This is a genomic window from Streptomyces sp. NPDC004065 (assembly GCF_044903565.1).
Taxonomy (GTDB): Bacteria; Actinomycetota; Actinomycetes; order Streptomycetales; family Streptomycetaceae; genus Streptomyces.
The window spans coordinates 1-14,124 of the sequence record NZ_JBJDQT010000026.1 but is presented as its reverse complement, the minus strand read 5'-3'; the positions used below and the strand labels follow the sequence as shown (position 1 = coordinate 14,124).

13 protein-coding genes are annotated in these 14,124 nt (G+C 74.8%); 4 read left to right on the top strand and 9 right to left on the bottom strand.

Annotated features, from left to right (window positions below):
• Window positions 1–47 precede the first annotated feature (47 nt).
• Window positions 48–2,126 carry a SpoIIE family protein phosphatase gene (locus tag ACI2LW_RS24865; protein WP_404733408.1) on the bottom strand — a complete coding sequence of 693 codons (2,079 nt, stop codon included), beginning with the start codon at window positions 2,124–2,126 and terminating at the stop codon, window positions 48–50.
• A 306-nt stretch (window positions 2,127–2,432) separates the two neighbouring features.
• Between ACI2LW_RS24865 and ACI2LW_RS24860 the strand changes: the two genes are divergently transcribed.
• From ACI2LW_RS24860 to ACI2LW_RS24850, 3 genes are all read left to right on the top strand, one after another.
• Window positions 2,433–2,804 (top strand): hypothetical protein, encoded by a 372-nt coding sequence (locus tag ACI2LW_RS24860; protein WP_404733407.1) that lies wholly within the window; start codon window positions 2,433–2,435, stop codon window positions 2,802–2,804.
• A gap of 184 nt (window positions 2,805–2,988) precedes the next feature.
• Window positions 2,989–5,004: an FAD-dependent oxidoreductase gene (locus tag ACI2LW_RS24855; RefSeq protein WP_404733406.1), complete on the top strand. Its 2,016-nt coding sequence runs from the start codon at window positions 2,989–2,991 to the stop codon at window positions 5,002–5,004.
• 41 nt (window positions 5,005–5,045) lie between these two features.
• Window positions 5,046–5,642, top strand: coding sequence for a PadR family transcriptional regulator (locus ACI2LW_RS24850; protein WP_404733405.1), 597 nt, complete (start codon window positions 5,046–5,048; stop codon window positions 5,640–5,642).
• A gap of 180 nt (window positions 5,643–5,822) precedes the next feature.
• Here the strand turns inward: ACI2LW_RS24850 and ACI2LW_RS24845 are convergent, their stop codons facing one another.
• Both ACI2LW_RS24845 and ACI2LW_RS24840 read right to left on the bottom strand, forming a co-directional pair.
• A complete protein-coding gene (locus tag ACI2LW_RS24845; protein ID WP_404733404.1) occupies window positions 5,823–6,401 on the bottom strand; it encodes a hypothetical protein in 579 nt (192 codons plus the stop codon).
• Window positions 6,402–6,576: 175 nt separating this feature from the next.
• Window positions 6,577–7,593, bottom strand: coding sequence for a fibronectin type III domain-containing protein (locus tag ACI2LW_RS24840; protein WP_404733403.1), 1,017 nt, complete (start codon window positions 7,591–7,593; stop codon window positions 6,577–6,579).
• A gap of 395 nt (window positions 7,594–7,988) precedes the next feature.
• Here ACI2LW_RS24840 and ACI2LW_RS24835 point away from each other — a divergent pair, with 395 nt between their 5' ends.
• Entirely contained in the window at window positions 7,989–8,753 is a 765-nt protein-coding gene (locus ACI2LW_RS24835; protein WP_404733487.1) for a glycoside hydrolase family 75 protein, read from the top strand.
• 208 nt (window positions 8,754–8,961) lie between these two features.
• Here the strand turns inward: ACI2LW_RS24835 and ACI2LW_RS24830 are convergent, their stop codons facing one another.
• The 6 genes from ACI2LW_RS24830 to ACI2LW_RS24805 all read right to left on the bottom strand — a co-directional run bounded on the left by ACI2LW_RS24830 (window position 8,962) and on the right by ACI2LW_RS24805 (window position 13,888).
• The gene (locus tag ACI2LW_RS24830) at window positions 8,962–9,372 is read right to left on the bottom strand and encodes a PTS-dependent dihydroxyacetone kinase phosphotransferase subunit DhaM (RefSeq protein ID WP_404733402.1); all 411 of its coding nucleotides are present in this window, start codon (window positions 9,370–9,372) and stop codon (window positions 8,962–8,964) included.
• Window positions 9,365–9,973, bottom strand: a complete 609-nt coding sequence (dhaL, locus tag ACI2LW_RS24825) for a dihydroxyacetone kinase subunit DhaL (protein ID WP_404733401.1) — start codon at window positions 9,971–9,973, stop codon at window positions 9,365–9,367. Before dhaL ends, ACI2LW_RS24830 begins: the two co-directional genes overlap by 8 nt.
• 47 nt (window positions 9,974–10,020) lie before the next feature.
• Entirely contained in the window at window positions 10,021–11,013 is a 993-nt protein-coding gene (gene dhaK, locus ACI2LW_RS24820) for a dihydroxyacetone kinase subunit DhaK (RefSeq protein WP_404733400.1), read from the bottom strand.
• A 384-nt stretch (window positions 11,014–11,397) separates the two neighbouring features.
• Window positions 11,398–12,510 (bottom strand): sensor histidine kinase, encoded by a 1,113-nt coding sequence (locus ACI2LW_RS24815; protein WP_404733399.1) that lies wholly within the window; start codon window positions 12,508–12,510, stop codon window positions 11,398–11,400.
• On the bottom strand, window positions 12,507–13,172 hold the full coding sequence (locus ACI2LW_RS24810) for a response regulator (protein WP_404733398.1): 666 nt from the start codon (window positions 13,170–13,172) through the stop codon (window positions 12,507–12,509). Before ACI2LW_RS24810 ends, ACI2LW_RS24815 begins: the two co-directional genes overlap by 4 nt.
• Before the next feature lie 224 nt (window positions 13,173–13,396).
• Window positions 13,397–13,888, bottom strand: a complete 492-nt coding sequence (locus ACI2LW_RS24805; protein WP_404733397.1) for a DUF1360 domain-containing protein — start codon at window positions 13,886–13,888, stop codon at window positions 13,397–13,399.
• Window positions 13,889–14,124: the final 236 nt, after the last annotated feature.

Genomic DNA, 14,124 nt, shown 5'->3' with positions numbered 1-14,124 from the left:
CAGTACAGCCAGGGGCGGCGCTGCTTTCGCAACACGCCCCTATCTAGCTAGGCCAGCGGCTGGGAGCGGGCGACGAGCAGGGCCACGTCGTCGTGGTTGTCCGGCTGGTGGAGCGTGCGCAGCAGGAAGTCGCACAGCTCCTCCAGCGGGCGGGACGGGCCGTCGAGCAACCTCAGCAGTATGTCCAGGCGTTCGTCCAGCGGCTCGCGGCGCGTCTCGACCAGGCCGTCGGTGTAGAGCACCAGTTGGTCTCCGGGCTCCAGGTCGACGGTCGTGGTGGCGAACGGGATGCCACCCACGCCCAGCGGGACGCCGGTCGGCAGGTCGAGCAGCTCCGCGGGCCGGCCCACCCGGATCCGGGCCGGGGGCAGGTGACCGGCGTTGGCGATCCGGCACTGCCGCAGATGCGGGTCGTGGACGGCGTACAGGCAGGTGGCGATGGAGTGGTCCAGGCCGTCGGTGATCCGGTCGAGGTGTTCCAGGAGCCGCGCGGGGTCGAGGTCCAGCGAGGCCAGCGCCTTGGTCGCCGTGCGCAGCCGTCCCATGGTGGCGGCGGCGCTGATGCCGCTGCCCATGACGTCGCCGACGGCCAGCGCCGTCTTGTCGCCCTCCAGCGGGATCACGTCGAACCAGTCACCGCCCACCTCGCTGGTGGCGCCCGCCGGCTGGTAGCGGGAGGCGACCTCCAGCCCGCCCGTCACGGACGGATGGCTGGGCAGCAGGCTGCGCTGCAGGGTGAGGGCGGTGTCGCGGGCGTTCTGGTACCAGCGGGCGTTGTCGATCTGCACGGCCGCCCGGGCGGCCAGTTCGCGGGCCAGCAGGACGTCGTCCTCGCTGAACGGCCGCGGATTGCGGGTCCGCTTGAGGTCCAGCGCGCCCAGCACCTCGCCCCGCGCGATCAGCGGCACCGCCAGATACGAGTGCACGCCCGCGCGGCCCAGCAGCACCGCCGCCTCCGGTGAGCGGGCGATCCGGCCCAGGTCCTCGTCCTTGACCCGCGCCACCAGGACCGGACGCCCGGTGCGCACGCACTCCGTGACCAGGCGGTCGGGGCCGTAACTGGTGGTGTCGCCGGGCGCGTCGGCCGCTTCGAGGGCGTCCGCGGCGTGGTCGGCCCGTACGGCCAGGGCCCGGATCACCGCGGGTTCGGCGGGTCCCAGGCTGCTGCGGCGGCCCTCGACGACCGCCTCGAGCAGGTCCACGGCCGCCACGTCGGCCAGTTCGGGCACGGCGACCTCGGCCAGTTCCCGGGCGGTGCGCTCCAGGTCCAGGGTGGTGCCGATACGGGCGGAGGCGTCCGCGATCAGCGCCAGGCGCCGGCGTGCCGCCTCCGCCTCGAGACCGGCCCGGTACTGCTCGGTGATGTCCACGATCGAGAGGGCCACGCCGAGCACGGTGCCGGCGGCGTCCTCCAGCCGGTACAGCGAGACGGACCAGGCGTGGTCCTCGTCCGGGTCCGCCGGGGACCTGCCGAGGGAGAAGACGTCGACGAGCGGCTGCCCGGTGCGGAGCACCTGGCGCAGCGCGTCGTCCACGGTGGCGATGTCGATCTGCGGCAGCACCTCGGGGACCGTCCGTCCCACGTGGTCCTCAGCCGACACCCCGTCGATCCGCTCCATGGCCGGGTTGACCGACACGAACCGCAGCCGGGTGTCCAGGAAGGCCAGCCCGATCGGGGACTGCGAGACCATCCGCGCCGACAGCGCGACCTCGCGTTCCAGACGCCGTACGGTCGACTGGTCGGCCGCCAGCCCCAGCGCGTACACATTGCCCCGGTCGTCGAGCAGGCGCATGTTGCGGAACTCCACCAGCCGGGTGCTGCCGTCCTTGCAGCGGATGGGGAAGGCCCCCGCCCAGCCCTCGCCGGTCTGCAGGACATCGGCGAACAGCTTGACGACCAGCTCGAGGTACTCCTCGTCGACCATGATCCGGGCCGCGTACTGGCCGAGCGCCTCCTGCGCCGAGTAGCCGAACAACTCCTCGGCCTGCGGGCTCCACAGCACGATGCGGCCCTCGGCGTCGAGCACCACCGAGGCCACACCGAGCACGTCCAGCAGCCCGCTGGGCCGCACCGGCCCGCGCACCGGCTCATCGCCCTGGGCCGAGGGAGCCCCGGCTGCTGTCATCCCACGCACCGCCTTCGCCCGTCCACACGCGGCCCGCCGTCGTCCGGTGCGGGCACTGTCTGTTGTACCGCGTGCGCACTCGTCGGCGGGACGGTCCGTTGTCTGCCTCCACCATCTCTCAACACGGGGCCGCCCGTCCCGCTCAGTCGCCCGGACGGTCAGCCCGGACGATGAGCCCGGACGGCGGCCCCGGACGGCGAGCGGTGGTGCCGCCACGGGAGGTGGTGCTTTGCTGTGAGGGTGGCGCGCGCCCTCCGGGGGAACCCCGTGCGGTACCGCGGCGCGGCCACGAGAGGAGCGATCACCATGGACACTGAGCGAGCGCACCCGGAATCCGTCTCGGTGGAGCTGAGCGGATGCTCCAAGGAGGACGCCCGGATCGTGTTCGACGCCCTGTGCGCGTGCTTCTCGTCCGACCGGTGCGCGGACGACGTGCCCCGCGACTACCACGAGGTACGCCCCACGGTGTGGCTGGGCACCTACGACGTCGCCGACGCCCGGGACGCGGGCCGCGGCCCCACCCGGCTGGACGCCTCCGTCACGGCCGACGTGCAGGGCGGCTACTGGGCCATCGAGCGCTTCCGCACCGCCCTGGACTCCCTGTTCACCGTCCAGGACCTGTGCGGCGCCTCCGGCGACCAGGAACGCGAGCTGCACGTCCGCCTCGAGAGCCGCTGAGCCCCTGCCCGTTCCGGCAGCGGCACCCGGCGGTGGCGCGGCGGCCGTACGCCCACGCGGGTGATCCGGCCGCCGCCGTACGGTCCGCGGCGGGTGATGTGCGTCGCGATGTTTTGCAACTAGTTGCACAAGGCGGCCCCCTCCTCTACAACTACGGGTGACGACACCGCGCACGGAGGGGCCGATGAGCCGTTACCCGCACCTGCTGAGCCCGCTCGACCTGGGCTTCACCACCCTGCCCAACCGCGTCCTGATGGGCTCCATGCACGTCGGCCTGGAGGAGGCCGAGCGCGGCTTCGCGCGCATGGCCGAGTTCTACGCCGCCCGCGCCCGCGGGGGAGTGGGCCTGATCGTCACCGGCGGCATCGCCCCCAACGACGAGGGACGGCCCTACGAGGGCGGCGCCCGGCTCACCACCGAGGAGGAGGCCGAGCAGCACGAGACGGTCACCGCCGCGGTGCACCGCGAGGGCGGCCGGATAGCCCTGCAGATCCTGCACTTCGGCCGCTACGCCTACCACCGCGACCTCGTCGCCCCCAGCCCGCTCCAGGCCCCCATCAGCCCCTTCGTGCCGCGCGAGCTCACCGACGCCGACATCGAGCGCACCATCGAGGACTACGCCCGCACCGCCCGCCTCGCCCGCCGGGCGGGCTACGACGGCGTGGAGATCATGGGCTCCGAGGGCTACCTCATCAACGAGTTCACCGCCGCGGCCACCAACCACCGCACCGACCGCTGGGGCGGCTCCTACGAGAACCGGATGCGCTTCCCCGTCGAGATCGTCCGCCGGGTGCGCGAGGCGGTCGGCGAGGACTTCATCGTCGTCTACCGGCTGTCCATGCTGGACCTGGTGCCCGGCGGTTCGTCCCTGGACGAGGTGATCACGCTCGCCAGGGCGGTCGAGGCCGCCGGCGCGACCCTCATCAACACCGGCATCGGCTGGCACGAGGCCCGCATCCCCACCATCGCCACCTCCGTGCCGCGCGGCGCCTACACCTGGGTGACGAAGAAGCTGATGGGCGCGGTCTCGGTGCCGCTGGTCACCACCAACCGCATCAACACCCCCGAAGTCGCCGAGCGGCTGCTCGCCGACGGCTGCGCCGACATGGTGTCGATGGCCCGCCCCATGCTCGCCGACCCGGACTTCGTCGCCAAGGCCGCCGCCGGCCGTCCCGAGGCCATCAACACCTGCATCGGCTGCAACCAGGCCTGCCTCGACCACACCTTCAGCGGGCAGATCACCTCCTGTCTGGTCAACCCGCGCGCCTGCCACGAGACCGAGCTGGTGCTCTCGCCCACCCGCCGCGCCAAGTCCGTCGCCGTCGTCGGCGCCGGCCCGGCCGGCCTCGCCTGCGCGGTGTCCGCCGCCGAACGCGGCCACCGGGTCACCCTGTTCGACGCCGCGGACGAGATCGGCGGCCAGCTCAACGTCGCCCGCAAGGTCCCCGGCAAGCAGGAGTTCGACGAGACGCTGCGCTACTTCCGCCACCAGCTGGACGCACACGGCGTCGACGTACGGCTGAACACCCCGGTGGGCGCCGCGGACCTCGACGAGTACGACGAGGTCGTCGTCGCCACCGGCGTCACCCCCCGCACCCCCGACATCCCCGGCGTGGACCACCCGCGCGTCCTCGGCTACCTGGACGTGCTGCGCGACGGCGCCGCCGTGGGCGACCGGGTGGCGATCCTCGGCGCCGGCGGCATCGGCTTCGACGTCGCCGAGTACCTGACCGACGCCGGCGACAAGACGAGCGAGGACCCGGCGGCGTACTTCCGCGCCTGGGGCGTGGACACCGACTACCGCGCGCCCGGCGGACTGACCGCGCCCGTGCGGCCCGCCCCGCCGCGCACCGTCCACCTGCTGCAGCGCAAGACCAGCAAGGTCGGCGCCGGCCTCGGCAAGACCACCGGCTGGATCCACCGCACCGAGCTCAAGCACCGCGGCGTCACCATGGTGCCCGGCGTGCGCTACGACCGGATCGACGACGCCGGGCTGCACATCACCGTGGACGGCACGAGCACCGTCCTGGAGGTGGACACGATCGTGCTGTGCACCGGCCAGGAGCCGCGCCGCGCCCTGTACGAGGAACTGGTCGCCGCCGGGCGCCGCGCGCACCTGATCGGCGGCGCGGACGTGGCCGCCGAGCTGGACGCCAAGCGCGCCATCAAGCAGGGAACCGAGCTGGCGGCGGCGCTGTAGGGGGACGCGACCGCGCGCGGACCGCTCCCTAGGATGATCCCATGTCACTCCCGCACGCGATCCTCACCGCCCTGCTCGAGAAGCCGTCGTCGGGGCTGGAGCTGACGCGCCGCTTCGACAAGTCGATCGGGTACTTCTGGTCGGCGACGCATCAGCAGATCTATCGCGAGCTGGGCAGGCTGGAGTCCGACGGACTGATCCGCGCGCTGCCGGCCGAGCAGCCGGCCCGCGGGCAGCGCAAGAGCTACGAGGTGCTGCCGGCGGGCCGGGACGAACTGGCCCGCTGGACCGCCGCACCCCAGGAGCCGAAGCCGCACCGCGACGCCCTGCTGCTGCGGCTGCGCGCCGCGGCCGTGGTCGGCACCGAGGGCCTGGAGGCCGATCTACGGCGACATCTCGCCCTGCACGAGAAGCAGTTGGCGGAGTACCGGGCCATCGAGAAGCGCGACTTCCCGCCCGGCCGGGACAGCGCCCAGGACCGGCTGCGGCACCTGGTGCTGCGCGCCGGCATCGACCTGGAGACCTTCTGGACGGGGTGGCTCACGCACGCGCTCGAACAGTTCGCCGCGCTGCGGGACGACGAGCCGGCGCGGGGCGGGCCGGGGGACACGGGCCGGGCGGAGGGCGGGGCCTCCTAGCGCCGATGCGCGGGACCCGTCCCTTCTGGCGCGGACGCGCCGGCTCCCGTCGGACCCGTCCCCGGCCGCGGAACCCCGCGCGCCCCTGGGGGCCGCGCGGGGTCGGACGGCAGGTTGCGGGGTGCCGACGCCGGTCGTCGTGCCGCCCGGGCTTCGGGCCGGTCGCCGTGCCGCCCGGGCTCAGAGCCGGTACGGCTTGGAGCGGCGGCGCAGGACCCAGCCGGTCGCGATCAGCGCGGCCCCGACGAGCGTGCCGCCCACCGCGAGGGTGACGGTGCCGTAGTCCTTGCTGCCCCCGCCGACGCCGCCCATCACCCCTCGGGACGGGGCGGAGGTGCCGGCCGGAGCGGCTGTGCGGGCCGGCGCGGAGGTGGCGGAGATGGTGGGACCCGTGGAGGTGCCACCGGTGACGATCACGGACTGGCTGCCCGCCGTGATGCTGTTCGAGCAGATCACGATCACCGTGTAGGTGCCCGGTCCGACGTTCTGCCAGGCGGCGGTCTGGCTGGCGCTCGTCCCCGTCAGCGCCACCTGGCGGCCCTGGTTGAAGTTGGCCTGGCCGGCGGCCAGCAGCGAGGCCGTGCCCCAGCTGCCGTCCACCAGGGTGCAGGCGCTGGTGGTCACCGACACCGTGCGGCCGCTGGTGCTCACGGAGATGCCCGGCCCGGCGAGGGCGGGGCCTGCGGTGAGGCCGAGTGTGAGCGCGGCGGTGGCTGCCGCGAGGGATCCGGAGCGGAGCAGTTGCTGGGTGTGGCGCATGGGACTGTCCTCCGGTGGCACGGTCGGCGGTCCATCCCAAGTGCCGCCGCGGATAGGGAAACGCCCGTGCCTCAACGGCAGCCAACGTCCTCGCGGCGCCGGCCGCACCCGGCGCGCGCCCGGTCGGGTGATCCGGTCGCCCGTCCGGCGCAGCCCGCCCCGCGAGCGCTGGCGGCTACCGCGGTCCCGTGCCGGTGGTGACCGTGCGCTCGGGGGAGAAGCCGCCCCAGGTGCCGTCCGGCAGCATCGCCCGGATGCGCACCCGGTGGGTGACCCCTGCGTCACGGCCCAGGTAGAAGCTGTAGGAGGCCTTCCCCCGCGGTGCGCCGCCGCCCCAGACGAGGGAGGTGGCCGGGCGCCCGTCGAGCTCGATCTGGTACTGGGTCACCACCCCGCCGGTGCGCGGCGGCACCCACCCGAGATCGAGGTAGTACGCGCCGTCGCTCAGGTGGGTGCCGGCCCGGAAGGCGGCCGGCGCGGTGCCGCGGCCGTCGTCGGAGCCTGGCGCGGTGGTCAGGCGCACCGGCGCGGTGGCCGGGGAGAGGTTGCCGGCCGCGTCGCGGGCGCGGACGGTGAAGGAGTAGCGGGTGCCGGGCCGCAGGCCCGTGAGCACCGTGGCCGTCTGGCCGGCACCGACACTGTGGATCTTCGTGCCGCCCTGGTAGACGTCGTAGGAGACCACGTCCCGGTGGTCCGCGGGCCGGGACCAGGACAGCTGGACGGCCCGGCCGCCCAGGACCCTGCCGTGCGGGGCGAGGGGGCGGGCCGGGGCCGAGTGGTCCGCCGCGGCCGCGGCCGGGGTGGCCGCCCGCACCGGGCGGCTGCGCGGCCCGAGCCGGCCGTCCTCGGCACGGGCGCGCACGGTGAAGACGTACGCCGTCGCGGGCCGGAGCCGGACGACGTCCACCATGTGCTCGGACGCCGGCACGGTCCGCACCCTGGTGGTCCCGCGGTAGACCTCGTAGGCGCGGATGCGCGGGCGGCCGGACAGCGCGTTCCACATGACGTGCACGCTGGTCGCGCTGCCCGCCACCGCCATGACGCCGGTCGGCGCCCCGGGCGGTCCGCCGTCCGCGCCGTCGTCCGCGGCACCCGGGGCGCAGGCGCCGAGCAGCGCGAGCACGGCGCACGCGACGACGACTCGCGCGGCGGCCCCGGGGCCGGGCGGTGCGGGGGCGGGAACGCGTCGCACGAGGTCTGCCTCCCTCAACGGCGGCGCGGACACGTCCGCACACCGCTCGCGCAATGGTCCGGACCAATATCGCGCCGTCGGCGGGTCGCGACAAGGGGGGCGGTCGGGGCGGTCCTTGCCGGGGTCCGGCGAGGGTTCCGTATGCTGGAGTTTCCCTCGGCCGAACTCCCGCCGTCCAGCGGTGAGTTCGCGCTGCGGCGCGGAACGCTGTCGTCGCTGAACCCGCGCCGGCACGGGCGGCCGGGGGCCGGGCCCGCACGGGCTCCGGCTCCCGGCCCTCCGGAAGGCATTACGGGCCTTGCGCCGTCCGGTCCCCTAACGTGGGGCCGCACGACCGATTTCATCCGCTATGGGATGAATGTCCGTCCATGTCCCCGAGGAGAGGGTCCTTCATCGTGCGTGTCCAGTCGCTGAGCCTCGTCGCGGCGAGCACGGCTCTGCTCGCCCCGACGACGCTTCCCGCCGACACCGTGCACCACTCGGTCCCCGAGGAGCGGGCCTTGCGCACCGAGCGCGCCGTCCGCGTGGAACGCGCCTCACGCGGCGGGAGCCGCCCCGAGGGCGCCGTCCGCGCCGCCGACCTGCTGGCCCGGGTGCGCGAGTGCCGGCAGGTCTCCCGGGGCCGCTACCGTCCGGACGCCGGCGCCCGCGCCACCATCCCGGTGTGCGGCCTGAGCGGCGCCGTCTTCTGGAAGGCCGACATGGACATCGACTGCGACGGACGGCCCACCGCCCGCTGCAACCGCCGCACCGACCCCCACTTCTCCCCGGCCGCGGCCTACCAGCAGTCCGACGGCCGGCGGCTGAACGCCGAACGCCTGCCCTACATCGTGCTGCCCGCCCCCAGCCGGATCTGGAACCACCGCCGCCACGGGGTGGGCGCGGGATCGGTGGCGGCCGTCGTCTACCGGGGCCGGGTGCAGTACGCGGTCGTCGGCGACACCGGACCGCGCGACCTGATCGGCGAGGCCTCCTACGCCACCGCCCGGCGCCTGGGCATCCCCGCCGACCCGAGCACCGGCGGGGTCTGCTCGGAGGTGACCTACATCGTCTTCAAGAACGCCAGGGTCGGCTCCATCGAGGACCAGGCGGCGGCCGTGGCGGCGGGGGAGCGGCTGGCACGGCGCCTGGTCGAGGGCGGCAGCGGGCGCGCCCGCTGAACCCGCGCCGCCCTTCGCGCTCCCTCACGGCACCGTTCCGCCCCTTCCGCTTCCGCGGCCCCCCACATGGGGCGCTCCCGCGCCGAGCGTTCCCGTTCCTGCGTTCTTGCGCTGCGGCTCCCGCAGCGAGCGTTCCCACGCCGCGCCGCGCAGCCGCCGAGCGCCGTCCCGGCACGGGGCTTCTCCGGCCCGTCCACGCCTGTCCGGCTCAGACCTTCCGGTACCCGTACGCCTCCGCGGCCGCCGCCTCCACCGCGTCGAGGTCGGCCCCCGTCGCGGCCGTGACCACCGCGGCGACCGCGCCCTCGACGAACGGCGCGTCCACCAGACGGGTGTTGCCCGGCAGTTCGTCGCCCTCGGCGAGCAGCGCCTTCACGGTGAGGATGGCGCTGCCCAGGTCGGTCAGCACGGCCACGCCGGCGCCCCGGTCGACGGACGCGGCGGCGGCGGCGACCAGCTCGGCGCTGGTGCCGAGTCCGCCGCCCTCCCGGCCGCCCGCCGGAGCCACCGGCACCGAGGTGCCGCCGCCCGCCAGGCCCTTGGCCAGCTCGGCCACCGAGGCGGCCACCTCCGCGCTGTGCGACACCAGTACGACCCCGACCATCTTCTCGTCACTCACGGCCGGCCTCCGCCGTCTCGGCCAGCGCCGCGACGAGCAGCGCCGACGACGTGGCGCCCGGGTCCTGGTGCCCGATGCTGCGCTCGCCCAGATAGCTGGCCCGGCCCTTGCGGGCCTGCAGCGGGGTGGTCGCGACGGCGCCCTGCTCGGCCGCGTCCCGTGCCGCGGCGAACCCGTCGGCGAGCGCGTCCACGGCCGGCACCAGCGCGTCGACCATGGTCTTGTCGCCCGGCGCCGCCCCGCCCAGCGTCATCACCCCGTCGACCCCGGCCCGCAGCGCCTGGGCCAGCAGCTCCTCGCTGACCTCGGCGTCGTCCCCGAGCAACTTGCCGGCCCGGCGCAGCAGCGTCCCGTACAGCGGTCCCGAGGCACCGCCGACCGTCGAGATCAGCTGCCGCCCGGCCAGGGTCAGGACGGCCCCGGGCGTCTGCGGCGCCTCCTTCTCCAGCGCCGCCCGTACGGCGGTGAACCCGCGCTGCAGATTGCTGCCGTGGTCGGCGTCCCCGATCGGCGAGTCGAGGGCGGTGAGCCGGTCCGCCTCGCGGTCGACGGACGCGGCGGTCGCCGTCATCCAACGGCGGAAGAAGTCGGCGTCGAGCACTGGGTCTCCCTTGCGTGGTAGGTACGGTGCGGGCGCGGGCCGCGCGGTCACATGCCCCAGCGCAGACCGGGCGTGCTCACCGGCGCGTCGTACAGCCGCAGCAGCTCCTCGTCGACCTGGCACAGGGTGACCGAGGCGCCCGCCATGTCCAGGGAGGTGACGTAGTTGCCGACCAGGGCGCGGGCGACGGCCACGCCGCGCTCGGCCAGCACCCGGTGCACCTCGGCCGCGAAGCCGTACAGCTCCAGCAGCGGAGTGGCGCCCATGCCGTTGACCAGCAGCAGCACGGGGTTGCGCGGGGGCATGTCGTCGAGGATCGCGCCGACCGAGAACTCGGCGATCTCGCCCGAGGTCATCATCGGCCGCCGCTCGCGGCCCGGCTCGCCGTGGATGCCGATGCCCAGCTCCAGCTCACCGGCCGGCAGGTCGAAGGTGGGGGTGCCCTTGGCCGGTGTGGTGACCGCGCTCAGCGCCACGCCGAAGCTGCGGGAGTTCTCGTTGACCTGCCGGCCGACCGCCTCCACCCGCTCCAGCGGCTGTCCCTCCTCGGCCGCCGCGCCCGCGATCTTCTCCACGAACAGGGTCGCGCCGGTGCCGCGCCGCCCGGCCGTGTAGAGGCTGTCGGTCACCGCCACGTCGTCGTTGACCAGCACCTTGGCGACCTGGATGCCCTCGTCCTCGGCGAGTTCGGCCGCCATGTCGAAGTTGAGGACGTCGCCGGTGTAGTTCTTCACGATGAACAGCACGCCCGCGCCGCTGTCCACGGCCGCCGCGGCGCGCAGCATCTGGTCGGGCACCGGGGAGGTGAAGACCTCGCCCGGACACGCCGCCGACAGCATCCCGGGACCGACGAAGCCGCCGTGCAGCGGCTCGTGCCCCGACCCGCCGCCCGACACCAGGGCCACCTTCCCGGCCACGGGTGCGTCACGCCGCACGACGACCCGGTTCTCCACGTCGACGGCCAGCTCGGGGTGGACGGCCGCCATGCCACGCAGCGCGTCCGCCACCACGGTCTCGGCGACGTTGATCAGCATCTTCATCGGTACCTCCCGGTGAGCTGTGGCTTCGCGGGCCTGGGGTGGACCTGCGCGTGGGCTGGGCCGGACCGGACGAGCGGCCGTCGCCGGTCGCGGCTGTGCGGGGCGGTGGTGGACAGTGCGGGACGGTGGTCGGATCGGGACACTCCTACCCGCAGTATCGGCCCTGCGGCACCGAAGGTCACGTGCACGTGCGCGCGCCCTGCGCGGTGCGCCCGCCGGTACGGCGCCGGTGGCGCCCGCGTCGGTCGGGCGCCCGGCCCCGGTCACCCGCGCCGGCCGGGCCGGGGACGGCGCCGGGGCCGCCGGCGGTCACCGCTCGGCGCCCTGTGCCCGGCCGCCGCACACGGTGCCGTCGGCCGCCTCCGCCGGGTGGACGCCGTGGCGTCACGCTGGGTCCCGGACGGGCAGTTCCAGGCGGAGTTCCCAGCCGCCGTCGGCGGTCGGGCCGCTGGTGACGGTGCCGCCGAGCAGTTCGGCGCGCTGCCTCAGCCCGGCCAGGCCGTGATGGGCGCTGGGCAGCGGAATCGCCGGACGGGCGGCGGCGGTGTTGGTGACCGTGGTGCGCAGGGTGTCGCCCCTGCGGTGCACGCGGACGGTCGCCGTGGCGCCGGGCGCGTGCTTGCGGACGTTGGTCAGGGCCTCCTGCACCGTGCGGTAGACCGCGCGCTGCACGGGCGGCGGCAGCCCGTCGGGCAGGTCCGCCTCCAGCTTCACCTCGATGCCGCTGCCGTCGACCAGGCGCCGCAGAGCGGCGAGCGAGGGCTGCGGGGTCAGCTCCGTCGGCCGGCTGCCCGAGGCGCGCAGCACGCCGACCATGTGCCGCAGTTCCTCCAGGGTCTGCACGCTCAGCCGACGGATCGTGGCCGCGGCCGCCGCCGTCGCGGGGTCCCGGCTGCCCACCTGGAGCGCCCCGGCCTGTACGGCGATCAGGCTGACCTGGTGGGAGACCACGTCGTGCATCTCCCGGGCGAGCTGCGCCCGTTCCTGGGCGAGGATGCTCTGGGCGGCCATGAGCCGCTCGTGCTCGCGCGCCGCGGAGATCTCCGCGAGCCGCAGGGAGAGGTCCCGCCGCGCCTGGACCAGCTGGCCCAGGAAGACGGGCGCCGCGGCGGTGGCCAGGGTGTAGCTGAGATGGAACAGGTTGTCCGTCCGGGTCAGCTCGGTGGGCCGCAGGGACGACCAGGGCCAGGGCATGAAGTCGGCGACCGTGTAGGTCAGCGCGCAGGCGGCCAGCAGGACGCGGTGCCGGTTGAGGGAGGACAGCGTGTACAGCGCCACCATGGTGGCGATCACCGCGTCCGTGACCATGGTGGCCGGCAGCGTGAGCACGAAGGTCACCAGCGGCAGCCTGCGGCGCAGCCCGAGGGCGAACGCGGCGAGCAGCGCGAAGGCCATGGACGGCTGGTCGGTGAGGTCGACGTGCACATAGGCGTCCGCGAGCGAGGCCAGGACGAGGGCGGCGTCCAGCAGCGCGGCCGGGGCCCTGCGGTCCCTCATGGGGTGTCCTCGTCCCGCGGCGGCTCGAGCAGGCCGGCCCGCTCGGCGATCAGGGCCGCCTGGACGCGGCTGCCCACCCCCAGCTTGCCCAGCACGGCACTGACGTGTCCCTTGACCGTGCCGGCGCTCAGATGCATCCGTACGCCGATGTCATGGTTGGCCAGCCCCTCGGCCATGAGGGTGAGGACGGTGCGCTCGCGCTCGGTCAGCCGGGCCACGAGCCGTGCGGCGGGCTCGCGGCCCGGCTGACCGAGATAGCCGTCCACCACCGTGCGGGTGACCCGGGACGACAGCACCGTCCCGCCCTCGGCCAGGGCGCGCACCAGGTACGGCAGTTGCTCGGGGTCGGTGTCCTTCAGCAGGAACCCGGCCGCGCCCGAGCGCAGGGCGCTGGCCACGTACTCGTCGGTGTCGAACGTGGTGAGCATGGCCACGACCGGCGGCTCTGCCAGCCGGCGCAATTCGGCGAGCACGGTCAGCCCGTCCACGTCGGGCATCCGGATGTCCAGCAGCACCACGTCGGGCCGCGACTCGCGCACCGTCCGGACCGCCTGGCCCCCGGTGACCGCGGCGACGACCTCGATGTCGTCCGCCGCGTCGAGGATGTGCGTGAACCCGGTGCGGACCAGCGCCTCGTCGTCGACCACCAGTACCCGGACCACCCGCGCTCCCCTCGTCGCACACCCGCCCCTGGGATCCGTACCACCACGCGCCCCGTCCCGCGCGGCCCCGGGCCGATTACCGCCGATTGGCGGCTCACGGGCTCACGGCGGACCGCGTGCGGGGCGCGCGGGCCGGGGCAGCGGGGCCGGGGTGGCGCACCGGAGGCGGCGGCGCCGGTGGTGGGGAGGAGCGCCGGTGGTGCGGGAGGAGCGCCGGACCGGGTTCAGCCCTCGGCCTTCTGCTCCGTGAAGCTCCACGCGTACTGCAGCCAGTCCGCCACGGTGACCGCGCCCAGGCCCGCGCACATCAGGCGTACGGCGCGGGGAGCACAGGCGTATCCGGCGACCAGGGCGCCGGCCACCCACACGGACGTGCAGAACGGGCACGACACCAGGTCGCCGACCGCGCGCCGCAGACCGGTGCCGCGCGGCTCGTCCATCATCTCGCCGGCCGGGATCTCCTCGGTGCGCCGGGTGAAGGGGGCGCGCAGGAAGCTGGTGACCTTGTCCTTGGACACCAGCCGGGACGCCTTGAACGTGGCCACGCCCAGCAGCGCCACGTCCCACGGCGGGACGTGCTCCGGCAGCCGTACGCCCCGGTTCCGCGCCACGGCGGTGAACAGCGCCGTGGCCCCCGTGAAGGTGGCCGCGAGCGTGGCGTACCCGCCCAGTGGCACGTCCTCCCGGTTGTCGCTGGACCGTTCCTCGGCCGCCATGGATGCCTCCTTCGTCGCGCGGGGCCCGCTGACCGGGCCCGCCCCGAGTGCCCCGCCCGGCCCCCGCCACACGCCCCGGCCGGGGCGCGGGCCCGGGTGTCACCGGCCGACGGACGCGGGGTGTCAGTGGGGGGCCGGGGTGATGCTCTTATGGATGTCAAGCGGCAGTTGTGAGCTGACGGCCATTCGTGGTTGAAGCAGTGATGAGCTGGTAGATCTCTCGGGCGATGTACCGC